Annotated in this window: 22 protein-coding genes; all 22 read right to left on the bottom strand. The window is 54.3% G+C overall.

Annotated features, from left to right (window positions below; genetic code table 11):
- Positions 1-198 precede the first annotated feature (198 nt).
- The 22 genes from NI21_RS0103515 to alr all read right to left on the bottom strand — a co-directional run bounded on the left by NI21_RS0103515 (position 199) and on the right by alr (position 23,922).
- Complete coding sequence (locus NI21_RS0103515; protein WP_347562474.1) at positions 199-726, bottom strand: SMI1/KNR4 family protein; 528 nt, start codon at positions 724-726, stop codon at positions 199-201.
- Positions 727-809: 83 nt separating this feature from the next.
- Positions 810-1,289 (bottom strand): 23S rRNA (pseudouridine(1915)-N(3))-methyltransferase RlmH, encoded by a 480-nt coding sequence (gene rlmH / locus NI21_RS0103510; RefSeq protein ID WP_033124864.1) that lies wholly within the window; start codon positions 1,287-1,289, stop codon positions 810-812.
- Positions 1,290-1,388: 99 nt separating this feature from the next.
- On the bottom strand, positions 1,389-2,777 hold the full coding sequence (gene gltA / locus NI21_RS0103505; RefSeq protein WP_033124863.1) for an NADPH-dependent glutamate synthase: 1,389 nt from the start codon (positions 2,775-2,777) through the stop codon (positions 1,389-1,391).
- Complete coding sequence (locus tag NI21_RS0103500) at positions 2,777-3,664, bottom strand: sulfide/dihydroorotate dehydrogenase-like FAD/NAD-binding protein (RefSeq protein WP_033124862.1); 888 nt, start codon at positions 3,662-3,664, stop codon at positions 2,777-2,779. Before NI21_RS0103500 ends, gltA begins: the two co-directional genes overlap by 1 nt.
- A gap of 167 nt (positions 3,665-3,831) precedes the next feature.
- Complete coding sequence (locus tag NI21_RS0103495) at positions 3,832-5,013, bottom strand: iron-containing alcohol dehydrogenase (protein WP_033124861.1); 1,182 nt, start codon at positions 5,011-5,013, stop codon at positions 3,832-3,834.
- Positions 5,014-5,212: 199 nt separating this feature from the next.
- Complete coding sequence (locus tag NI21_RS0103490; protein ID WP_033124927.1) at positions 5,213-5,950, bottom strand: tyrosine-type recombinase/integrase; 738 nt, start codon at positions 5,948-5,950, stop codon at positions 5,213-5,215.
- Between the two features lie 53 nt (positions 5,951-6,003).
- Positions 6,004-6,540, bottom strand: coding sequence for a hypothetical protein (locus tag NI21_RS0103485; protein ID WP_033124860.1), 537 nt, complete (start codon positions 6,538-6,540; stop codon positions 6,004-6,006).
- 89 nt (positions 6,541-6,629) lie between these two features.
- Positions 6,630-7,172 carry an NUDIX domain-containing protein gene (locus tag NI21_RS0103480; protein WP_033124859.1) on the bottom strand — a complete coding sequence of 181 codons (543 nt, stop codon included), beginning with the start codon at positions 7,170-7,172 and terminating at the stop codon, positions 6,630-6,632.
- Positions 7,173-7,242: 70 nt separating this feature from the next.
- Positions 7,243-8,796, bottom strand: coding sequence for a ribonuclease Y (gene rny / locus NI21_RS0103475; protein ID WP_033124858.1), 1,554 nt, complete (start codon positions 8,794-8,796; stop codon positions 7,243-7,245).
- A gap of 72 nt (positions 8,797-8,868) precedes the next feature.
- Positions 8,869-9,486, bottom strand: a complete 618-nt coding sequence (locus tag NI21_RS0103470; RefSeq protein ID WP_033124857.1) for a regulatory protein RecX — start codon at positions 9,484-9,486, stop codon at positions 8,869-8,871.
- Positions 9,487-9,489: 3 nt separating this feature from the next.
- On the bottom strand, positions 9,490-10,527 hold the full coding sequence (recA, locus tag NI21_RS0103465) for a recombinase RecA (protein WP_033124856.1): 1,038 nt from the start codon (positions 10,525-10,527) through the stop codon (positions 9,490-9,492).
- A gap of 374 nt (positions 10,528-10,901) precedes the next feature.
- On the bottom strand, positions 10,902-11,915 hold the full coding sequence (locus tag NI21_RS15985) for a GH25 family lysozyme (protein WP_052083877.1): 1,014 nt from the start codon (positions 11,913-11,915) through the stop codon (positions 10,902-10,904).
- A 138-nt stretch (positions 11,916-12,053) separates the two neighbouring features.
- Positions 12,054-13,403: a chitobiase/beta-hexosaminidase C-terminal domain-containing protein gene (locus tag NI21_RS0103455; RefSeq protein WP_033124855.1), complete on the bottom strand. Its 1,350-nt coding sequence runs from the start codon at positions 13,401-13,403 to the stop codon at positions 12,054-12,056.
- Between the two features lie 57 nt (positions 13,404-13,460).
- On the bottom strand, positions 13,461-15,131 hold the full coding sequence (locus NI21_RS0103450) for a formate--tetrahydrofolate ligase (RefSeq protein WP_033124925.1): 1,671 nt from the start codon (positions 15,129-15,131) through the stop codon (positions 13,461-13,463).
- Positions 15,132-15,189: 58 nt separating this feature from the next.
- Positions 15,190-17,655, bottom strand: a complete 2,466-nt coding sequence (locus NI21_RS0103445; protein ID WP_033124854.1) for a DNA translocase FtsK — start codon at positions 17,653-17,655, stop codon at positions 15,190-15,192.
- A 175-nt stretch (positions 17,656-17,830) separates the two neighbouring features.
- Complete coding sequence (locus NI21_RS0103440) at positions 17,831-18,583, bottom strand: ClpP family protease (protein ID WP_242842804.1); 753 nt, start codon at positions 18,581-18,583, stop codon at positions 17,831-17,833.
- 52 nt (positions 18,584-18,635) lie between these two features.
- Positions 18,636-19,916 (bottom strand): O-acetylhomoserine aminocarboxypropyltransferase/cysteine synthase family protein, encoded by a 1,281-nt coding sequence (locus NI21_RS0103435; RefSeq protein WP_033124853.1) that lies wholly within the window; start codon positions 19,914-19,916, stop codon positions 18,636-18,638.
- A gap of 22 nt (positions 19,917-19,938) precedes the next feature.
- A complete protein-coding gene (locus NI21_RS0103430; RefSeq protein ID WP_052083874.1) occupies positions 19,939-20,703 on the bottom strand; it encodes a CFI-box-CTERM domain-containing protein in 765 nt (254 codons plus the stop codon).
- 12 nt (positions 20,704-20,715) lie between these two features.
- Positions 20,716-21,447: a YebC/PmpR family DNA-binding transcriptional regulator gene (locus NI21_RS0103425; protein WP_033124852.1), complete on the bottom strand. Its 732-nt coding sequence runs from the start codon at positions 21,445-21,447 to the stop codon at positions 20,716-20,718.
- Positions 21,448-21,493: 46 nt separating this feature from the next.
- On the bottom strand, positions 21,494-22,294 hold the full coding sequence (locus tag NI21_RS0103420) for a hemolysin family protein (protein ID WP_033124851.1): 801 nt from the start codon (positions 22,292-22,294) through the stop codon (positions 21,494-21,496).
- 30 nt (positions 22,295-22,324) lie between these two features.
- Entirely contained in the window at positions 22,325-22,672 is a 348-nt protein-coding gene (locus NI21_RS0103415) for a type II toxin-antitoxin system PemK/MazF family toxin (RefSeq protein ID WP_033124850.1), read from the bottom strand.
- A gap of 80 nt (positions 22,673-22,752) precedes the next feature.
- Entirely contained in the window at positions 22,753-23,922 is a 1,170-nt protein-coding gene (gene alr / locus NI21_RS0103410; RefSeq protein ID WP_033124849.1) for an alanine racemase, read from the bottom strand.
- Between the last annotated feature and the right edge of the window lies 1 nt (position 23,923).

Here is a 23,923-nt window from a genome sequence, read left to right as displayed (position 1 = left end):
CTGATATGCTCCTCCGGCATAGGCCAATTCATACGCAGCTGTTGGCATATAACTAATCGAAGATTTTATTGGTTGTCAAGTTTGACATTCCCGGACCATCCCATTCGCAGGGTCTTTCCTTCAAATCCCCTTTTCCTGTATAACATATCTGCTGTTAATATATTTATTCTCACGTCCATATCTAATCTTCAATAGTGGTTAATCTTCTAACTCAAAATCCTCTTCGTTTACAAGGCCAAGGATAAATTTCTCGAAGCTATCTGCCAAAGGAGTGATTTTGTAGTCCCACTCCTGGTCCACATGCACTACTTTGGGTTCCCCGTCTGGACCGCACTCCCGATAATCCAGAAAAATCATATCATGTCCGGCACTGGGGCAGTCACAAATAGCCACTCCGATAGCAGGGTACTCCCATTCTTCAATCATAAACTGACTCCCAAACTCCCCACATAACGAATATGTTTTCTCTCTTCCAATACCGAAAATTCCTGTGATAGCTACATGGTCATCTGCCCAGCTGGTAGGCTCATCAGTAGGGAAACAGGTGTTGACAGGAATACCTCCGTTATGTTGCTTCATCAGCCAAATATAAGAAACTGGCAGCTTGTAGCCCAATTCCTGCTCAACGCTGGCGATCAGTTCATCAGACGGCAATTCGCTGACATATTCTTTCAGCGCGTACTCACTGTCTTCCCAAAAGTTTGTAAAATCAAATCCTTCAAACATTCTCTGCACACCCCCAAATTCCAATCATCGCTCTGAAAGCTCACCACCCATACCATATTACAACCAAATACGAAAAACCGCACTTACTTATGATATGGCTCCCCATTGATAATCCTGTAGCTCCTGTACACCTGCTCCAGCAGGATGACCCGCATGAGTTGGTGGGGAAAGGTCATCTTCGAAAAGCTGAGGGCAAAGTCCGACCTTGCCATCACCTCTCTGGCAAGCCCTATGGAACCGCCGATGACAAAGGCAATGCTGCTCTTGCCGGACAGCCCAAGGGCATTGATCTTGTCCGCCAGCTCCTCGGAGGAGAGCATTTTTCCCGCAATCTCAAGAGTGATCACGTACATGTCTTCTCTTATATGCTTCATGATACGCTCTCCCTCTTTTGCGCGGATACTTTCCTCTGCCGCCTCGCTGGCCTGGTCCGGCGTCTTCTCATCCGCCACCTCTATGATCTCCAGCCTGCAGTAGCGGCCAAGCCGCTTGCTGTACTCGGCGATGGCATCCTTCAGATACTTTTCCTTTATCTTTCCCACTGTGATCACTGTGATCTTCACCTATTCTGTCTCCTCCTGTTCACCCACACAAAATAAAACAAAAAAAGGGAGAGGGCCGGGCTAACCCGAATTCCTCTCCCGATCAGTTCACTTTTCAGTCTATTTCTGTGACAGCAGCTCGTGGATACCCTTGGCTCCTGCCTTTCCTGCGCCCATGGCGAGGATGACCGTGGCAGCTCCTGTGACCGCATCTCCGCCGGCAAATACGCAGGCCTTTGATGTCTGGCCGTTCTCCTCTTCAGCCACGATACATTTTCTCCTGTTTGTCTCCAGCCCCTTTGTGGTGGAAGCGATCAGCGGATTCGGTGTCGTGCCAAGAGCCATGATCACTGTATCCAGCTCGATCTCATACTCGGAGCCCGGGATCTCGATAGGACGGCGTCTTCCGGAGGCGTCCGGCTCTCCAAGCTCCATCTTGATCACCTTCATGCCCTTCACCCATCCGTTCTCATCCACAAGGATCTCCTTCGGGTTGGTCAGCAGGTTGAACACAACGCCCTCTTCCTTTGCGTGGTGAACCTCTTCCACTCTGGCGGGAAGCTCTGCCTCGCTCCGGCGGTATACGATGTGCACGTCAGCGCCGAGCCGCAGTGCTGTTCTGGCCGCATCCATGGCCACGTTTCCGCCGCCTACAACCGCCACCTTCTTACCTGCGGCAATAGGAGTGTCGTAAGAGTCGTCAAAGGCCTTCATCAGGTTGCTTCTTGTCAGATACTCGTTGGCAGAGAAGACGCCGTTGGCCGTCTCTCCCGGGATGCCCATGAACATAGGAAGTCCGGCTCCTGAGCCGATAAACACAGCCTCAAAGTCTTCCTCCTCCATGAGCTGGTCAATGGTAGTGGACTTGCCGATCACAACGTTAGTCTCAAACTTCACGCCCAGCTCCTTGACCTTCTCAATCTCCTTCTTTACCACCTTCTCCTTGGGAAGACGGAATTCAGGGATACCGTATACAAGCACGCCGCCCAGCTCGTGGAGGGCCTCAAACACAGTCACATCGTAGCCCAGCTTGGCAAGGTCGCCGGCGCAGGTAAGACCTGACGGGCCGGAACCGATGACAGCCACCTTGTGGCCGTTCATCTTCTCCGCTTTCTGGGGCTTGATATCATTTTCAAGGGCGTAATCAGCGACAAAGCGCTCCAGCTTTCCGATGGATACAGGCTCACCTTTGATACCCCTGATACATTTGCACTCACACTGGGACTCCTGGGGACATACCCGCCCGCAGATGGCCGGCAGGGCGGAGGACTCTCCGATCACCTTGTAGGCCCCCTCGATATCCCCGTCCTTCACCTTTGCGATAAATCCCGGGATATTGATAGACACCGGACATCCCTGGATACATTTTGCGTTCTTGCAGTTCAGGCAGCGGGATGCCTCCTCCATTGCCTCTTCCTTGTTATATCCATAGCAAACCTCGTCAAAGTTTGTCGCTCTTACCTTTGGATCCTGCTCTCTGACAGGAACTCTCTTTAACATATCTGCCATTATTCGTCACCTCCACAGTTGCCGCATCCGCCATGATGGGTATCGCCTTCCTGTAATTTCAGCAGAGCCCGGCCCTCCTGGGTCTTGTACATCTGCTGTCTCTTCATCGCCTCATCAAAATTCACAAGATGTCCGTCAAATTCCGGTCCGTCCACACAGGCAAACTTGATCTCGTCGCCCACGTGGAGACGACAGGCGCCGCACATGCCGGTTCCGTCCACCATGATAGGGTTCATGCTGACAACAGTCGGGATGCCCAGCTTCTTTGTGAGCAGACAGGTAAACTTCATCATGATCACCGGTCCGATGGCCACGCACAGGTCATATTTCTTTCCCTCGTTTACCAGCTCCTCGACCATGGTCGTAACCATACCCGCATGGCCGTATGTACCATCGTCTGTACAGGGGTAGTAGTTTCCGGCCACAGCTCTCATCTCATCCTCCAGGATGAGCATATCCTTTGTCTTGGCGCCGATGATGACATCCGCGTCAACACCGTGCTCCTTCAGCCATTTTACCTGGGGATAAACAGGAGCGGATCCAACGCCGCCTCCCACAAAGAGGATCTTTTTCTGCTTCAGGCTCTCTATATCTTCATGGACCAGCTCTGAGGGACATCCGAGAGGTCCTGTGAAATCCTGGAACGCATCTCCCGCCTTCAGGGCTGCAAACTTCTCTGTAGACGCGCCAACTGTCTGGAACACGATGGTGATAGTTCCTTCCTCCCTGTCATAGTCACAGATCGTCAGAGGAATTCGCTCTCCCTTTTCGTCCAACTTCACTATCACAAACTGCCCTGGCTCACAGTGCCTTGCGACACGCGGTGCTTCCACATCCATAAGATAGATCTTATCAGCCAGTTTTTCAGCTTTCCGTATCTTATACATCTTGCATCCTCCTAATCATCAAACTTATTTTATAATAATCCAAACATAGAGAAATAGCAATAATTTATCACTGAATTTGTTTTAATTTGTTTTAATAATCTGAAATGAGACAGGCGCCTTTTAATGGGCGCCCGTCCGCTTGATCCTGCGATCCGCTGTAAGATTTTTTAGAAATCAACCTCTGTTCCATAGTATGTACAGGTGAGAAGCTTCTCCATTGTAGCCGGGTCGATGGCACGCGGGTTGGAGCCTGTGCACGCGTCTCCCACTGCCAGCTCCGCAATCTTCGCAACCTTCTCCTTAAACTCATCCTCGTTGATACCGAAGTCCTTCAGCGTCTTCGGGATGTTCAGTCTCACGTTGAACTCATCAATCTTCTCGCAGAGGCTGTTGATGAGCGCCTTCTCTGATGTTCCCGGAAGTCCCATTCTGCGGGCGATCTCCGCATACCTCTTGGCCGCCGTCTCATCCTTCGCATTGTATTTGATTACGTAGGGCAGATAGATGGCGTTTGCGCAGCCGTGGGGAATATGTCCTGTTGAGAAGGCGGCGCCTGTCTTGTGTGCCATGGAGTGGACAATGCCCAGGAGAGCGTTGGAAAATGCCATTCCGGCCAGGCACTGCGCATAGTGCATCTGCTCTCTCGCCTCCATGTTGCAGTTGTAAGATGCAGGCAGATAGTCCAGCACCATCTCAATGGCCTGCAGGGCAAGAGGATCTGTAAATGGTCCGTGAAGCGTGGACACATAGGCCTCAATGGCGTGTGTCAGCGCGTCCATTCCTGTATAGGCAACCTGTTTTACAGGAAGCCCGGCTACGAGATCCGGGTCGACAATGGCGATGTCCGGTGTGATGTTAAAGTCAGCAAGCGGATATTTTACGCCGGTCTGATAGTTTGTGATAACGGAAAATGCTGTAACCTCTGTAGCTGTTCCCGATGTGGAGGGGATCGCCGCAAATTTCGCTTTCTGTCTCAGCTCCGGGAAATTAAAGGGGATGCACAGATCCTCGAAGGTTGTATCCGGATACTCGTAGAAAGCCCACATTGCCTTGGCAGCGTCGATAGGTGAGCCTCCGCCCATGGCAACGATCCAGTCTGGCTCAAAGGCTCTCATGGCCTCAGCGCCTCTCATGACAGTCTCAACAGACGGATCAGGCTCCACGCCCTCAAACGTCTGCACCTCCATGCCGGCCTCCTTCAGATAATTGACTGCCTTGTCCAGAAATCCCTGGCGCTTCATGGAGCCGCCGCCCACTACAAGGATCGCCTTTTTGCCCTTCAGGTTTTTCAGCTCCTCCAGGCTTCCCTTTCCATGATAAATGTCTCTTGGTAAACAAAATCTGCTCATTGCTGCTGCATCTCCTTTTTGTGATATTGATCGGGCAAAGCCGACCTTGTTAATTATTTATCAATATTATAGCTCTCTTTCTGTGCACATGCAATAACTTTCACAGAATTTGGAGATTTTTTTTTAAGAAATGCAACAAGGCCGACAGTCCTCAAAACTGTCGGCCTCTCTTACTGTTATTCTGACTTTTCTTTTTACATCAGGAATGGCGCAGCATGCTGGGAGTGATGGTCCCCTCGATGCCTGCCTTGGCGGCATAGCCCTTCAGGATCTTCCAAAAGCCCTGTCTGCTCATCTTTCTGCCGCTGATATTCGGGAAAAGCACGTCCGATCCATGTCCCTTGAGCAGCGGCTCCCGTCCGTTCTTCAGATACGCCTTCATAGCTTTCAGCGCCTGCTTGTCGATCGGGTACGCGTTCTGATTACCTGGAAAATGGCATTGCAGATAGCCCATCTCCAGATTGACATCCTGTATCTTGAGACTTACAAGCTCCTCCACCATGATTCCTGTGGAATACAAAAGCTCGATCATAGCCTTGTCCCGGAGCAGCTTTGGCGTCTTTCCATTTGGAATGGCAAGAACCTTCTCCACATCCTCCTTGGAGGCGCTCTTCGGCTCCCTGCGCTCGATCTTTGGACTGGTCAGCCCCTCTGACACATCCTCTTTGATATATTTCTTTTTGAAGAGATAGTTAAAAAATCCCTTGATTGAAGCCACATTTCTGGATATAGTCGTATTGGTCAGCTTCTGTTTCTCCATGTGAAGCATATAGGAGTTGAGGTTTGTCGCCGTGATCTGCGCCACTTCATGAATTCCCTGAGAGTCCAGATAACGCACGAGCTTCATAAGATCACGCCTGTACGCCATCTCTGTGTTCAGAGAAATCCCCTTCACTTCTTTTAAATACTCTACATACTCTAACACTATTTTTTCCATACTCTTTATCTCCCATCGTATACTCTAAATTATACGAAGAAATAACGAAAAAATCAAATTGTTTTTAGAAATATTTTCAGAAAAATTGGATTTAAATAACTTTCCGATATAATTCCAACTCCAATCGTCAGAATAGTACCCACTGTTTTGGCCGAATTCCACGATGCCCTGGGGAAAGAATAGAAATACCAGAGGACGATTCCGTACCCGGCGATATAGAAAAGCGCCTGAGGGATAATAGCAGCCAGACAGAACAGGATCCCCACAGGTCCCAGCTTGATCACAGCGGCGGTAAAAAAGAGTCCGCCCAGGAAGCCTGTCCAGACGAGCACAGCAGCCACGATCCATCTGCGGAGCTTCTTCATCTGCCCCATCAGGGCGATAACCCCCAGCAGTCCGGCGCGGACCGACAGGATGTACCAGAAATAGTCCTGCGTCTGGATCTCCGCCTGGGTGTACTGCTCCAGAAAATAATCGCTGAAAATGCCCGCCGCCAGTATATGATCCCGGGCCCCTGTGTTGGCGTACAGAATTCCTCCTACAAAGCCCGCCAGGCACAGGGCCAGGAATATTTTCCCATAACTGCGCATATCCACTCTTCCTCCCGCCGCAAAGATACTTCATTATATGCCGGCCAAGAGGAAATATGCCCTCTGTCCTTACTCTTTTCCCCTTCCCTTTACTCCTTGCCGTATTTTACCGCGTAGGCCAGGATGGCCGCCACGGTCTTGGAGTCCTGAATCTCCCCGCTGAAGATCTTCTCCTTCAATTCCGCCAGGGTACAGGCCTGCAGGTCGATATATTCATCCTCATCCAGATGCTGATGGGAGGGGATCAGGTCCCTGGCCGCAAACACCTCTATCCTCTCATTGCAGAATGCGACTGTGGTTCTGAGGACAAGAAGAGGCTCCAGATGCTCACAGCGGTAGCCCGTCTCCTCCTCCAGCTCACGGGACGCACAGGCAATCCCCTCCTCCTTCGGGTCATCCAGCTTACCTGCGGGTATTTCCAATGTAAATCTGTCCAGCGCGTTTCTGTACTGCTTTACCATCAGGATCCTGCCGTCCGGGAGCACCGGTATCACCGCCGCAGCTCCGTCGTGATGGATATAATCCCATTTTGCCGTGTGTCCGTCCGGGAACTGGACTGTATCCTGGTAGACATTGATCACAGCTCCCTCATATGCCAGCTTTCTGTCTATCCTCTTGATCTCATTGCTCATGTTTTCTTCCCTTTCTTTTCAATATAAAAGACCAGCCTGTTACGGCTGGTCTTCTGCTTTCGGTTTACATTTATTTGGCGTAGTCTGTTACCCTGGATTCCCTGATAACATTTACCTTTATCTGCCCCGGATATTCCAGCTCATATTCAATCTGCTTGGAAATATCTCTGGCCAGTAATACCATATCTGCGTCAGATACTTGCTCTGGAACTACCATAATACGAATCTCTCTACCTGCCTGAATAGCAAAAGATTTTTCAACACCCTTGAACTGGTTGCTGATATCTTCTAATTGTTTTAATCTGTTTGTGTATGTCTCAATCGTCTCTCTTCTCGCGCCCGGTCTTGCAGCGGAGATCGTGTCTGCCGCCTGAACGATACATGCGATCAGAGACTCTGGCTCAACATCGCCGTGATGTGCTTCCACTGCATTGATGACGGTCGGTGACTCCTTGTACTTTCTGCACAATTCAACACCAATCTGGATATGTGATCCTTCCACATCGTGGTCGATGGATTTGCCGATATCATGTAAAAGGCCTGCCCGCTTCGCAAGACGGACATCCAGTCCGATCTCCCCTGCGAGAAGTCCCGACAGCTGTGCCACCTCAATTGAGTGCTTCAGCGCATTCTGACCATAGCTGGTCCGGAATTTCATTCTTCCCAGAAGTCGTATCAGTTCCGGATGAATTCCATGCACGCCGACCTCGAGTGCCGCTGCCTCTCCTTCCTCACGGATCACTGCCTCTACTTCTTTCTGGGCCTTTTCCACCATCTCCTCAATTCTTGCCGGATGGATACGACCGTCCACGATCAGCTTCTCCAGAGCGATCCTTGCGACTTCACGCCTGATGGGATCAAACCCTGATAATACAACCGCTTCGGGTGTATCGTCGATGATCAGCTCTACTCCTGTGAGAGTTTCCAGCGTACGGATGTTTCTTCCTTCACGTCCGATGATCCGTCCCTTCATCTCATCACTTGGAAGCTGAACGACTGAAATCGTAGTTTCTGCCACATGATCAGCAGCGCATCTCTGAATGGCGGTGACAACATATTCCTTTGCCTTCTTGTCCGCCTCTTCCTTGGCCTGCGCTTCCATCTCCTTGATCATTTTTGCAGTGTCATGTTTAACATCTTCTTCAACAGTTTTTAACAGATATTCTTTTGCCTGTTCGGAGGTTAGTCCTGAGATTCTTTCTAGTTCCTGTACTCTTTGTCTGCTCAGCTCATCCACTTTCGCTTCACGAGCCTTAAGCTGCTCTTCCTTTGCTGTAAACCCTGCTTCCCGCTTTTCCATAGCATCGGACCGTTTGTCCAAAGCTTCCTCCTTGGAGAGGACTCTCTTTTCATAACGCTGTAACTCTGCTCTTCTCTCTTTTGTTTCTTTCTCGAGCTCATTCTTTGTTCTGATAGATTCTTCCTTAATTTCCAAGAGGGATTCCTTTTTCTTGGCCTCCGCTGTCTTCACCGCATCATCAATGATCTCGCGGGCCTTTGTCTCCGCACTTCCAATCTTTGACTCGGCATTCTTCTTCAGATTGGAGACTGTCACGAAATGACTGATAACCGCTGCTGCTATCACGAGAACCACAGCCACAGCAATGATTATAACATTCGGCACAGGAGCACCTCCTTATTAAATTTTCATTGTACAAATACAACAGTTAAATTTTATACTGTTTTCACAAAGATGTCAAGTATTCCAGTCGGAAACTTGTATCACTTGACGGACGTCCTCATAGCGGTATCCTTTCCGCAGAAAATAGGCGCATAACTTCTGCTTTTCCTGGAGTGTGGCACGCTCCGGATCAAAGTGTTTTTTCTCTGCCAGACGGCGGATCGCCTCCTGTGCGTCCTCCCGGGTGTAAGATTTTTCCAGAGCCTCCTCCGCCTGCTCGCGGGAAAGCCCTTTCCGAAGAAGATAGGCCTGCAGCTCCGCCCTGCTCTTCTGCCCTTTGCGGCTGTCCACAATGTTCTCCGCCAGGCGCCTGTCGTCCAGGTAGCCGAAAGACTTCACATAGTCCATCGCATTCTCCACAATGCTCTGCGGATACCCGCCCTCAGAGAGCTTCCTGCGCAGCGCCTCCTCGGACCGGTCGGATATCTCCAGCAGCTTCATAGCCCGTACTCTGGCGCGCTTTATGAGCAGCTCCCGGATCTCACTGTACTCCTTCTCCCCCAGGGGCTGTCCCTCCCTGATATGATAGCGGGACAGCTCGCCCCTGTACAGAACAAAGGCGGGCTGTCCGTCAAGGTACACTCTGTATCTGGACCTGGACCCAAACATGGCTTCTATCTGTGTGACTGTCATCTTCTATTCCTCTGCCTCAGCGTTCTCCTGCGTCTCTTCCTCGCTTCCGTCAATGTGGTAGTAGGCTCTCACCTTGGCCTCCAGCTCCTCCATCACCTCAGGGTGCTCTGCTAGATAGCTCTTGGCGTTCTCTCTTCCCTGTCCGATCTTGTCGCCGTTGTAGGCATACCAGGCGCCGCTCTTGTTGACAAGGTTGATGCCGGTGGCCAGATCCAGTATATCTCCCTCACGGGAAATACCCTTTCCGAACATGATGTCGAACTCCGCCTCCTTGAAAGGAGGAGCAATCTTGTTCTTCACGATCTTCACACGCACATGGTTTCCAACGATCTCTCCGCCCTGCTTCAGGGTCTCCGTCCTTCTCACGTCCATCCGCACGGAAGCGTAGAACTTCAGCGCCCGCCCGCCGGTGGTTGTCTCCGGATTGCCGAACATGACGCCCACCTTCTCGCGGAGCTGGTTGATAAAGATCACAACGCAGTTGGACTTGCTGATGACAGGGGTCAGCTTTCTCAGGGCCTGGGACATGAGTCTTGCCTGCAGTCCCACATGGCTGTCTCCCATGTCGCCCTCAATCTCCTGTCTGGGCACAAGAGCCGCCACGGAGTCGATGACAATGATATCCATAGCTCCGGAGCGGACCATCGTCTCCGCGATCTCCAGCGCCTGGTCACCGCTGTCCGGCTGGGATATGTAGAGCTCATCGATATCCACGCCGATATTCTTTGCGTACACCGGGTCAAGGGCATGCTCGGCGTCGATAAAGCCTGCAATACCTCCCCGCTTCTGCACCTCGGCGATCATGTGCAGGGCCACCGTCGTCTTACCGCTGGACTCCGGTCCGTAGACCTCCACCACGCGGCCTCTTGGCACGCCGCCCAGCCCCAGCGCCAGATCCAGGCTTAAGGAGCCTGTGGGAATGGTCTCCACATGGACATGGGCCTTGGGATCTCCCAGCTTCATGACGGTGCCTTTTCCAAAATCCTTTTCCAGTTTTGCAATCGCGGCATCCAATGCCTTCTTCTTATCTTCACTTGCCATAATCTCTTTCTCCTTATCAAGCACGAACGGATGTTCGCTCCTATGTACAATATAGTATTATAGTTGCCCTCAAATGTCAATAAAGTTTTAACATTTTCTTTTTCGGGGATGCCCCTCTCTGTCCTGTCTCTGCCCTGGGATATTCGCCGCATGATCACGCACAGAAGACGCGGCAGTGCACTGCCTGATCGAAATTTATAGGTCGCCGGAATGAACTTCCGGCTGAATTGTAGGTAAAGTATATCACGGTATTCTTTATATGTCAACTCATTTCTTTTTTATTTTATTGGCAATCCTTTTCCTTTTATGGATGGATACCTTCTTGATCAGGACCGGTCGGCGGGGGATTTTCCCCGCCGACCGGTCCCGCGTCTTTAGTGGGAGTTGATCCAGGACTGCCAGGCGGATACCGTCTTTGGCCCCATGCTGCCGTCCTGGGCAACGCCAAGGAAAGCCTGCATGTGGAGCACCGTATCCCGGCCGGCCCATCCGTCCACCGCCGCGCCGAACCTTCTCTGCATGGCCCGGACCATATCTGAACCGGGGCCATACCCGGTCTTCAGGAACTGCCAGCAGCCGGCATAGGCCGAGTAGAGGTACTTCCGGTTGGACTCCGGCTGGTAGCTGACAATCCCGTCCACCACCGTTCCAAAGTAGGCCTGCGTCCGCCTGACCGTAGCCGGGCCAAAGGAACCGTCCACTGCCAGCTTCTCCGGGGCTGCGGGAGGCGCCGTCACAGGGACGGAGGGCTCATCCGCCCCGCCGCCCGGATTGGCATACCGATCCCAGGCCGCCCCGTCCATATAGGCGATGTTTAGATCCAGATTGCCGTCGTAGCCGTCAAGCCGCCCGGTGGAGCTGTACTGGTAAATGGCCATCCCGGGGAAGGCGCCCGTGCCGCCGTCATCGGTCCAGGGAGACGCCTGGTAGCCGGTGGGACTGCTGTCCGCGTACTGGGCACACCACAGCCCGTAGTCACCGGCGGCGACGCCGCTCCAGTCGTAGGCCCTGCACACACTCTTGCTCATGTAGATCAGAGCCTTTACTCCTGTCAGCTCTCTTAGGCGGTCCAGAAAAGCCAGCGCGTAGGCCGGGCCCTGTTCCACAGCGCCGCCCTCCCAGTCCAGAGCCAAAAGGGAGGTGCCTACATATCCCTTGATATTCGCGTAAAAGTATTCTGCCTCCGCCTTCCCGGAGCTTTGCCCTGTGGCGTAATGGTACACCCCCGTCTTTCTTCCCAGACCTGCCGCGGTCCGGATAAAACCATCGCAGTATCTGTCCACAAATCCGGTTCCCTCTGTGGCCTTGCAGATCACAAAGTCAAAGGGAACCCGCGCAAGATCGATGCCTGCCTGGTGGTTGCTGATGTCAATGCCGTTCATGCTCATATGATCAGCTCACTTTTTGTCTCGTCACCTTATCTTATGCAGTTTCGCCTGTTTTTGACAAATACTGCCGGACAGGCCGGGCAAAGGGCGCAAAAAGACGGCGGCTCCGGCTTCTTACCGCCTTCGCCGCCGTCCTATCTAGTTCAGCACCAGCTCGTAGTTTCTTGTGGTGACTCCTGTCAGCCTGCCCTTCCCGTTGACCAGCACCGCCTTGAAGATGGTGTTGCCCTCCGGCATGTCGATGGGGCCTGTATACTTAGTAGAGGCCTCCGTGGGATCGCTCTTATCCATCGTATAGTAGGCCGTATAGCCGTCCGGCACCTGGATCACGATCTGCGTAGGCTGCTCATACTGACCTGTGGAGGGAGTCACTGCCGGCGCGTCCTCCACAGGGAACTCCACCGTGTACTCCTTCGTCACAGGGAGGCTGGGTATACCGGCCTCATTCACGGAGATCGCTGATACTGTGGTCGTCCCCTCCTCGATCTGGATGGGGTCAGTGTACTTCTGGCTGGAGGTGTCCGGCTCGCTTCCGTCCGTAGTGTAGTAGATAGCCTCCCCGTCAGACTCCAGTGACAGCTGCTGCACATCGTCAAAGACCTCGCTGTCATCCAGGCTGAAGCTGGGCCCCTCTGACACGTACTTGCTCAGCTCAGAGCGGACATCATCGGGGGCGTCCTCCAGGATCACAGATACCTCCTGGGGCTGCTCTGTATCTATATAGAACGCAATACAGGCCTCATAGATGGGCACCTCATCCGGGTAGGACTCCAGAGCATCCAGAAACATCTGTTCTGCACTGTCCTGGTCATCCTTTGCCAGATACACCTTGGCGAGGGCCGTGTAGGCCTCCCCTCTCTTCGGCGCCTTCCCGATGGCATTGTTAAAATAGCCCGCAGCCTGGTCATAGTTTCCCTCGGAAAAGGCCCGATTTCCCTGCCCGATCTGTCCTGCATAGGAATTGCGGTACAGGAAAAAGACCGCAGCGGCCACCGCCGCGATCAGGATAATAAATCCGAGGATGATCCTCCTTCTCAGCTTCTTTTTCTTCTCCCGCTTTTTCTCAGCCATTTTGCGGCGGCGCTCCGGGTCCACAGTCCCCGTCATGCGGGAAGTGCCGCCCCTCTTTCCGCCGTTCCCGGTATTTCGGGAAACCCGTCCGGTTCCGGTGCTGCGGGAAACACGCCCGGTACCGGAGGTGCGGGAGGTCCTGCCTCCCGCGGCGGATGTACCGCGCATGGTCCGGGTCTCGTCCCTTCTCCTTCGCTCCGCTCTCTGCCCTTCTCCCCTGCGCAGATCCGAAGTGTAGGATTTCTCATAGTCATAATCATCCAGAGGCCTGTCGCCTCCGTCTATTCCTCCCTTTACCTGTGCCGCCAGCACATCGTCGAGAGGATTGTAATCCGGCACAATGCGGACTTCCTTTCCGCACCTTTTACAGTATAACTGGCCTTCTGGTATCTCGCTTCCACAGTTTGTGCATCTCATCGCCCGATACCCCCTATTATTATGCCGCTTTCCCTCTGGGGCATTTTCTATCTCTCCTTAAAACAGTCCTGTGATGTGCCCGTCCTCCGATACGTCGATTCCGTTCGCGGCAGGTACCTTCGGAAGTCCCGGCATGGTCATAACCGCTCCTGTGAGAGCCACCACGAACCCGGCGCCCGCATTGACATAGACCTCCCGGATATGGATGTCGAAATTCTCCGGCCGGCCCAGCCTTGTGGCGTCGTCGGACAGAGAGTACTGGTTCTTCGCCATACAGACAGGGAAGCTTCCAAAGCCCATGCCCTCGATCTTGGCCAGCTGCTTTTCCGCTGCCGGCTCGTAGACCACGCCTCTCGCGCCGTAAATTTCCTTTGAGATAGTCTCAATCTTTGCCTTCAGGCAGAGGTTGTCCTCATACAACGGATGGAAATGGCTCTCTTTGTTCTCCAGAGTCTCCAGAACCTTCTCAGCCAGGGCAATGCCGCCCTCTCCGCCTTTCTCCCATACCTCTGACAGGGCGAACTCGCATCCCCTCTCCTCGCAGAAGCTGCGGACATAGGCAATCTCCGCCTCTGTGTCTGTGACAAAGGAGTTGAGCGTCACAACGACAGGTACATCATATTTCTGTACATTTTCTATATGTTTTTCAAGATTTACAATTCCTTTTGCGAGGGCGTCCAGGTTCTCCTCGGAGAGCTGATCCTTCGCAACTCCTCCATTATACTTCAAAGCGCGGACAGTTGCAACCAAAACTACTGCATCCGGTTTAAATCCTGCCATGCGGCACTTGATATCCATGAATTTCTCAGCTCCCAGATCCGCTCCAAAGCCCGCCTCTGTGATCGTGATATCGCTCAGCTTCAGAGCCATCCTTGTGGCCCGCACGCTGTTACAGCCGTGGGCGATGTTGGCAAAGGGGCCGCCGTGGACCAGAGCCGGTGTGTGCTCCAGTGTCTGGATGAGATTTGGCTTGATGGCGTCCTTGAGAAGAGCCGCCATGGCTCCTGTGGCGTGGAGATCATCCGCAGTCACAGGCTCCCCTTTGAAATTGTAGGCCACAATGATCCTGCCCAGTCTCTCCTTCAGGTCCTTCATATCGTCCGCCAGGCAGAGGATAGCCATGATCTCGGAGGCAACGGTGATGACAAAGTGATCCTCCCTGACCATGCCGTCGGCCTTTCTTCCCAGTCCGATGACAATATTCCGAAGGCTCCTGTCGTTCATGTCCAGGCAGCGCTTCCAGACAACCTGCCTCGGGTCGATGCCCAGCTCATTTCCCTGCTGGATGTGATTGTCCAGAAGTGCGGCCAGGAGGTTGTTTGCGGAGGTGATGGCATGGAAATCCCCTGTGAAATGCAGGTTCAGATCCTCCATGGGTACCACCTGGGCATAGCCTCCGCCGGCAGCGCCGCCCTTGATACCGAAGCAGGGTCCAAGAGAGGGCTCTCTGAGGGCGATGATCGCCTTCTGCCCCAGCTTGGCCATGGCCTGACCGAGCCCCACCGTGGTGGTCGTCTTTCCCTCTCCTGCGGGGGTGGGGTTGATGGCTGTCACAAGGACCAGCTTTCCATCCTTCCTGTCCCTGATCTTCTCCCAGAGCTCATCGGAGAGCTTTGCCTTGTACTTTCCGTAGAATTCCAGGTCCTCCTCCGGGATGCCGGCAGAGGCTGCCACGTCCCTGATGTGCATCATTTCTGCTTCCTGCGCGATCTGAATATCTGATTTCATACTTATCCATTCCTTTCCTTTTGTATTTTTATTTTCAAAGACGCTCCCGCGTCTTCTCTCACATATTTTCTTCCAGGTATTTTTCAAATTCCTCCATAGACATCAGCACCTTCCTGGGCTTTGTCCCCTCCTCGGGGCCCACCACCCCGGCCTCGCAGAGCTGGTCCATGATCCGGGCCGCCCGGTTGAAGCCGATCCGGAACATGCGCTGCAGCATGCCGATAGAGGCCTTCTCCTTCTCTATGATGAATTTGCCGGCCTCGGCAAAGTAGGCGTCCCGTCCGCCGCTGTCGCCGGAAGACTCACCGGCAGAGCCGCTTCCCAGCCCGGAGGCGGTGGAGTTGACCTCGCTGACGATCTCCTCGCTGTAGGAGGCCTCGCCGTTTTGCTTCTTCAGGTATTCCACCACAGCCTGAACCTCCTTGTCCGAGACAAAGGCTCCCTGGACGCGGGCCGGCTTCTGATAGCCGGAAGGGTAAAAGAGCATATCTCCCTTTCCCAGCAGCTTCTCCGCCCCGTTCATGTCGATGATGGTCCGCGAGTCCACGCCCGAGGTGACGGAAAAGGCGATCCTGGATGGCATGTTCGCCTTGATGAGACCTGTGATGACGTTCACGGAGGGCCTCTGGGTGGCCACTACCAGGTGGATGCCCGCCGCCCTGGCAAGCTGTGCCAGACGGCAGATGGCCTCCTCCACCTCGCCGGGAGCCACCATCATCAGATCCGCCAGCTCGTCCACGATGATGACGATCTGGGGCATTTTCCCGGGCTTTCCCTCCCTCTCCTCGGGAGTCATGCTCTCGGTCTTCTCGTTAAAGCCCTTGATGTCCCTGACATTGTATTTGGCGAAGAGCTCGTACCGCTTCATCATCTCCGACACCGCCCAGTTCAGGGCTCCGGCCGCTTTCTTCGGGTCTGTCACCACCGGGATCATGAGGTGGGGAATTCCGTTGTAGACGCTCAGCTCCACCACCTTGGGGTCGATCATGATGAGCTTCACATCCTCCGGCGATGCCTTGTAGAGGATGCTGATGATCATGGTGTTAATGCAGACAGATTTTCCCGAGCCGGTGGCGCCCGCTACCAGAAGGTGGGGCATCTTGGCGATGTCCGCCACCACCGGCTTGCCGGCGATGTCCCGGCCCGCCGCAAAGGCGATGGCCGAGGAGCTGTTTTTAAACTCTCCCGACTCCAGCAGATCCCGCAGGTGGACCACCGCGTTCTCCTTGTTGGGCACCTCGATTCCCACTGCCGCCTTCCCGGGGATGGGGGCTTCGATACGGATGTCCGCCGCCGCCAGGTTCAGCTTGATATCGTCTGTCAGTCCCACGATCTTGCTGACCTTCACACCCTGCTCAGGCTGCAGCTCATACCGGGTCACCGCAGGGCCGCAGCTGACATTGGTGATGGTCACGTTGACACCGAAATTGTGGAGCGTCTCCTGCAGCTTTCTGGCCGTCTCCCGCAGGTGGGCATCGGAGTCTCCGCCCGCCTTCTTTCCCTTTGTCAGAAGGGAGAGCGGAGGGGTCCTGTACTCCTTCTTCGGGGCCGCGTCCGTCTGGGCGGCCATCTGCTCCACCTGGGCTGCCTCCATGGCCACAGCCTCGGCTCCCATCTTTGTGGCCCTGCGGGATTTCTTCTCATCCCCGGCCGGCTCACCGGGGAGCTCCTCCTCAATTCGCTCCGGCTGCTGCGCCTCCTCCGCTTCCGGCTCCTCCAAAGCCTGGGCACGGTTGATGACAAAGGATGGCTCCTCCTGGGGCGCGAAGAGCTCCTCCATATCGGGGGAGGTGAGCTCCTTCACCTCGGGAGACTTTCCTTTTTCGCCCAGAGTGGTGTCGAAGGAGACGCCGGAGACATGCCGGTCCTTGCGCCGGCCTCTGGCCTTTTCCTCTTTCTCCAGAGCCTGGGCTTCCTTCTTTGCCTCCTCCAGCTCCTTCTTCGCCTCCTGCTGGCGGATGAGCCTTCTTGTCTCAGCCAGCTCCCTGCGCCTGGCCGCGTCCTCCCTGGCCCTTCCGTAGGCCTGGCCGCCTCTCTCCCTGACGCCCTTGATTGCCGATTTACCGGTGATGATAACCGCGCATATGATCATCAAAATCACCACCACCACGTAGGTACCCGCAGTTCCTATAGATGGGACGAGGATGCCTGTCACCGCTCCTCCCAGCAGTCCCCCCTCCTCCAGAAGGAGCTCCAGGAAGGTGGTGATGAGGACAAACAGCAGGAGGGCCGCCCCCGTCTTCACATAGGCCGCTCTGTTTCCTCTGTTGGATATGAGAAAGGTCACCGCCCCGAAAAGCAGGAACGGGACGAGATATGTACTGTAGCCGAAGAGATCTGACAGGAGAGCTGACACAGCGCTTCCGGCCGCTCCCCCGAGCCCGAAAGCGCTGAGGAGGAGAAGAATGCTCACCGCCAGCGTCAGCCAGATGGTGATCTCATCTGCCACAAAGCTCTGCTGGGCGCCTGTCTTCTTTCTCCCCGTCTTCTTTTTTCTTCTTCCGGTCCCTGACCTAGATGCCATTTTATTTCCCCCTTATTGTTTCTTACCTGTAAACCCTGCTGACGCTAACTCCCTTGCGCACGTCAGCAGCAGAAAAAGCCGGGCCGCTCTTTCAGGCGGCCGACTATATAAGCATATACAATATTAGTATACCATTTTCAAAAAAAACTGTCATCAGCTATTTTCATGGTTTTTGTCAGCGTTTTATGCCAGCCGGTGTATGTTGGCTTTGTCCGCCAATGCGCCGCGCGTCGATCATCTCGTGCAGCTTCCCAAGAGCGTCAGAGAGTCCTCCTACCTGGTCGATAAGCCCTTCCCTCACAGCCTCCTCTCCCTCCAGGAGGGTCCCCACATCCTTCACCAGCTGGGTGGAGTTGAGCATCAGCTCCTCGATCCTCTCCTGGCTCATGTGGGAGTGCCTGGCCAGAAATCCGGTGATCCGATCCTGGGTTCTCTCCATATTCCGGAAGCTCTGCATGACGCCGATGAACATGCCGTTTGACCTCACCGGGTGGATGATCATGGTGCCGCTGGGCACGATAAAGGAGTAGTCCGCCGCCACAGCCAGGGGCCCCCCGATAGAGTGGCTGCCTCCCAGTACGAGGGAGACTGTGGGCTTACTTAGGGAGGCGATCACCTCCGCGATGGAGAGCCCTGCCTCCACGTCCCCTCCCAGAGTATTCAGAAGGATGAGGAGCCCGTCGATGGCCGGACTGTCCTCAATCTCCGCCAGCATGGGCAGCAGATGTTCGTATTTCGTGGCCTTTGTACTGCCTGACACTGCCTCGTGGCCCTCGATCTCCCCAATGATGGTGATGAGCTTGATCCTGTGGGGAGTGCCCTCCCGGCCGCCGCCCTCCTCCAGGTCCATGGTCCCCATCTCCCTGATCTCCTCCTGCTTCTCTTCCTGGCTCTTCTCCGGTTCGCCTTCCTGTCTTTTCATCTCCATAAAAAAGCACCTCCATAGTGTTAGTATGGAAGTGCCTCTGTCTTTTTATGCATTAAATCTGAGCGAGAGCCTGCTCGATGTCCGCGATGATATCCTCCGCGTTCTCAATTCCCACGCTGAACCGGATCAGCTCAGGCTGTACGCCGGCCTCACGCAGCTCCTGGTCGTTCATCTGGCGGTGTGTGTGGCTGGCCGGGTGAAGGACGCAGGTCCTGGCGTCTGCCACGTGGGTCACAATGGCCGCCAGCTTCAGGTGATCCATCATCTTCTCCGCCGCGGCTCTTCCGCCCTTCAGGCCAAAGGTGATGACGCCGCAGGTGCCCTTCGGCATATATTTCTGTGCCAGCTCATAGTAGGAATCTCCCTCCAGAGACGGGCAGTGCACCCAGTCCACCTTCTCATGTCCCTTCAGGTAGCGGGCCACCTTCAGGGCGTTCTCGCAGTGTCTGGGCATCCGCAGGTGCAGCGTCTCCAGCCCAATGTTCAGAAGGAACGCGTTCTGGGGAGCCTGAATGGATCCCAGGTCCCGCATAAGCTGAGCGGTGGCCTTTGTGATGTAGGCGCCCTTTCCGAATTTCTGGGTGTACACGATGCCGTGGTATGTCTCATCAGGGGTGGTAAGTCCCGGGAATTTCTCCGCATGGGCTTCCCAGTCAAAATTGCCGCTGTCAATGATAGCCCCGCCCACACAGGAGGCATGTCCGTCCATATACTTGGTAGTGGAGTGAGTCACAATGTCGGCTCCCCACTCAAAGGGCCGGCAGTTGATGGGGGTGGCAAAGGTGTTGTCCACAATCAGCGGCACCCCGTGGGCGTGGGCCGCCTTTGCGAACTTCTCGATATCAAGGACAACAAGGGCCGGATTGGCAATAGTCTCTCCAAAGACCGCCTTTGTGTTGTCGCGGAACGCCGCGTTCAGCTCCTCCTCGCTGCAGTCCGGATCCACGAAGGTGGCGTCCACGCCCATCTTCTTGATGGTGTGGGCGTACAGATTGTATGTACCGCCGTAGAGAGCGGAGGCGCACACGATATGGTCTCCCTCCTGGGCAATGTTCATGACCGCATAGAAGTTAGCCGCCTGTCCGGAGGAGGTCAGCATACCGGCATATCCGCCCTCCAGGTCACAGATCTTGGCCGCCACGGCATCGTTTGTCGGGTTCTGGAGGCGTGTGTAGAAATAGCCTGACTCCTCCAGATCAAAAAGCCGTCCCATCTGCTCGCTTGTCTCGTATTTGAATGTTGTGCTCTGGTAAATGGGAAGAACCCTGGGTTCCCCGTTCTTCGGTGTGTATCCGGACTGGATACATTTTGTCTCTATCCTGTAATCGCTCATGTTTCCTTCCTTTCCTGCTCGTTTATGAGAACAAATATTTTTTCTCCAGATCCTCCACCATGGACGCGTACACTTCCCTGCACTCCTCCAGCCTGTCCGCCTGGATCAGTTCAATGCAGCGCCGCAGATAGGAGCTGTAGATGTCGTCGTATATCCGGGACGCATCCGCCTCTTTGTTAATGCGGTTGACGATAGTGGGGGCTACATTGTAGTACTCCTCCACGATCCGCTCCCCCTCCTTCGTGGAAATCAGGTAGTGATCCCTGTAATCCCGCAGGAGGTTCAGCTCATAGCAGTTGTCCCCCTGGTTCCTGCTGGCACAGACGGCGGTGGTGATATAGCAGGGATGGGACTTAAAGCCGTCCTTCAGGCTCTCAAAATCAGACCGGCTGATCTTCATGGTCACCGGCGGCTCGTTCCACCGCTCCACCATCCGGTCGATGATCCGGCTGCAGTGCTCATTTTTGTCGTAGCCCAGCACAGGCATGACAAAGGTGACCATGGCCATATTGTAGTCGATCATCAGGCCTTCTCTTTTATTCTTGCTCTTTACCGCCTCGATCTGCCTGTGGGCGTAGTCCGGGATAGCGCCTGCCAGCGCCTCCACCGTCTTCTCCTCGTCCTCAGCCTGTTCGCAGGCCTCGCTCAGGGCTGCCACCAGCTCCCGGTTCTTCTCCCAGCATTTCATAAAAGCATCCGCATAGAGCTTTCTCTTAAAAAACTGGCGGTAATCCTGCATTTCCACAAACAAATCGATCAGCTTCTGCTGTAATGCTTCCAATTCCATAGCATATCCCGCCTACATATCCCAGTTGTGGTAGACGTTCTGCACGTCGTCATCGTCGTCCAGCAGATCCAGCGTCTTCTGGATGTTCTGGATATCCTTCTCGTCAGAGAGCTCCACCCATGTCTGGGGGATCATGGTCACCTCCGCCTGAGCCATGGGGATGCCTGCCTCCTCCAGAGCAAGGCGCACGTTGCTGAAGTCATCCGGGTCTGTGATGATCTCGTAGCTGTCCTCCTCCTCGGCAAAGTCCTCGGCGCCTGCGTCCAGAGCCTGCATCATCAGCTCGTCCGGATCCCCCTCGTACTCCTCCTTGGCCACCAGGATCTGTCCTTTCCTGTCAAACATGAAGGACACACAGCCCGGGGTTCCCACATTTCCGCTTCCCTTTGTAAAGGCGCTCTTCACATTGGAGGCGGTGCGGTTCTTGTTGTCCGTCAGCGTCTCCACGATGATGGCCGTTCCTCCGGGGCCGTATCCCTCGTATGTAATGTGCTCGTAGTTGGAGGCGTCCGCGTCGCCCGCCGCCTTCTTTATATTTCTCTCGATGGTGTCGTTGGGCATATTGTTGGCCTTCGCCTTGGCGATTACGTCACGCAGCCTGCTGTTGTTGGCCGGGTCCGCGCTGCCTCCCTCCTTGATGGCAACCACAAGCTCTTTCCCTATCTTTGTAAAGATCTTTCCTTTTGCCGCGTCATTTTTCTCTTTCTTATGCTTGATATTGGCAAATTTTGAATGTCCTGACATTTTCCTCTCTCCTTGTATCTTCTATATTCACACTTTTTCTATTCTATCACTCCCCGCCCATTTTTTCAATCCTGACTGACTGGATAGCGTTGTTGTCCACCTTCAGCACGGTAAATCTGTAGCCCCCGAACTCCACCACGCAGTGCTCATCCTCCCCGGGGATCCGGTCAAGCTGCCCTGTCAGGAAGCCGTTTAGAGTCTCATATTCCTCTGTGTCCATGGAAATGCCCAGCATCTCCTCCAGATCCTCCAGGTCCGTAAAGCCGCTGGCCGTCACAGAGCCGTCAGCCTGTCTGACGATGGTCTCCTCCTCTTCGTCGTACTCGTCCAGGATATTGCCCATGATCTCCTCCAGGATATCCTCCATAGCCACAAGCCCTGATGTCTGGCCGTACTCGTCCAGCACGATGACCACGTGCTTCTTTTTCGCCTGCATCTCCTTGAAGAGAGTGTCAATGCTCTTGGACTCCGGTATGAAGGTGACCGGGCGTATGTACTCCTTCAACTCTCTGACCGGCTTTTCGCGCAGCTCCTCGTTCATGTAGCAGACCATGGCCTCCCGCAGATGCATGGTGCCGATGATCTCGTCAATATCCTCGTGGTAAATGGGAAATCGGGAGTGGTTCTCCTCCAGCATGAACTTCAGCGCATCCTCCAATGTCTCCTCCCCGTCAATGGCCACAATGTCTCTTCTGTGGGTCATGATGTCCCTGGCGTCCTTGTCCATGTACCGGAAAATATTTCGGATGAGCTCTGTGGCCTCCTGGCCGAGCTCGGGCTTTTCCCTCAGGTCCTCATCCTCCTGAAACATCTGTTTCATCCTCTGAAACAAGCTTCCTTCTTCCATAATCTCTCCTCTATCGCTCCTTTTTTGTATCTATGTATGAAGCTCAAAGCTGACCTTGAGCGCTTCATCTACTTTATCCATCAGTTCCCTGTCCAGGTGGCAGACCATGTCCTTCAGCCTCCGCTTGTCGATGGTGCGGATCTGCTCCAGCAAAATGACAGAGTTCTTTACAATCCTGTATCTGCTAGCATCGATCTCCACATGGGTGGGCAGCTTTGCCTTATTCATGCGGGATGTGATGGCCGCGCAGATGACTGTGGGGCTGTGCCTGTTCCCGATATTGTTCTGAATGATCAGCACCGGGCGCACGCCGCCCTGCTCAGACCCCACTACAGGGCTTAAATCTGCATAATAAATATCACCGCGTTTTACCTGCACTTTTTGTCACACTCCGATTTACTCAAGATACTGATAGTATTGCCAGCTTTCTCGGATGTATTCCAAATCGTGCGTGGATGCTATTCAAAATAGTCCATCTGCTCTGCGACCTGACCATTCCGGATGTACTCTCTGGGCACGCGTTTGCTGATATCGCAGACAAACTCGTAATTAAACCTGCCGGACAGATCTGCCAGGGTGTCTATGGAGACCCCTGTGCCCTTCTCCTCCCCCGCCAGGATGATCCGGTCGCCAAACTGTACGTCCTCTATATCTGTTGCGTCCACCATAAACTGATCCATGCACACCCGCCCCAGGATGGGGGCTTTTTTCCCATGTATCAGCACATATCCTTTACCTGACAGGCTTCTTGGATAGCCGTCCCCGTATCCCACAGGCACTGTGACGATCTTTGTCCTCCGTTCTGTGACATAGGTTCCCCCGTAGCTGACGAAGGTTCCCGGCTCCACCCATTTGACGTGGGACACATGGCTTATGAGCTCCATGGCGGGCTTTAAGGGCACCAGTTCCTTTTGCACCTCCCCGGAGGGGTACAGCCCATACATGGCGATGCCTGCCCGGACAAGATCCATGGCCGCCTCCGGCATGTCGATGATGCCGGCGCTGTTGGAGCAGTGGCACAGTTTAAACGCAACGCCCCTGTCCGCAAGCCGGGCCTTCATCCACAGGTATTTCTCCATCTGGCCCCGGGTAAATGCTTTATCCGTCTCATCTGCCTTGGAGAAGTGGGTAAACATCCCCTCCGCCTCAATGCCGGGAAGTCCGGCAGCCCGGGCAATGGCGTCCGCGCTCTCCTCGCTGATGAGAAAGCCCAGTCTGGACATACCGGTGTCCAGCTTGATGTGGATGTAAGCGGTCTTTCCCAGCCTTCCGGCCCTCTCGGAGACGTCCCGGGCCATCTCCTCCGTGTAGCAGGTCATGCGGATCTCCTGCCGGATCATCTCGTCTCTTTGCTCCGGGAAGGTGCACCCCAGCACAAGGATGGGCTTTTGTATCCCCTTCTTCCTGAGCAGCGCCGCCTCGTCGGGCGTGGCGGCCGCGTAGCCCCAGATGTAGTTCTTCTCCTCCATAACGTACTTCGCGATCTGGGCCGCCCCGTGGCCGTAGCCGTCCATCTTGATGACGCCGATCATCTTCGTGTCAGAAGGGAGTCTCCTTCTCATCATCTCCAGATTGTACTCGATCGCATCCAGGTCGATCCTGGCACAGATCCTGGTGTATTTCTTCATG

This window comes from Eubacterium sp. ER2 (genome assembly GCF_000765215.1).
GTDB classification, from domain to species: Bacteria; Bacillota; Clostridia; order Lachnospirales; family Lachnospiraceae; genus Claveliimonas; species Claveliimonas intestinigallinarum.
Note: the sequence above shows the minus strand (reverse complement) of the source record. Positions and strands in the feature narration are given on the sequence as shown.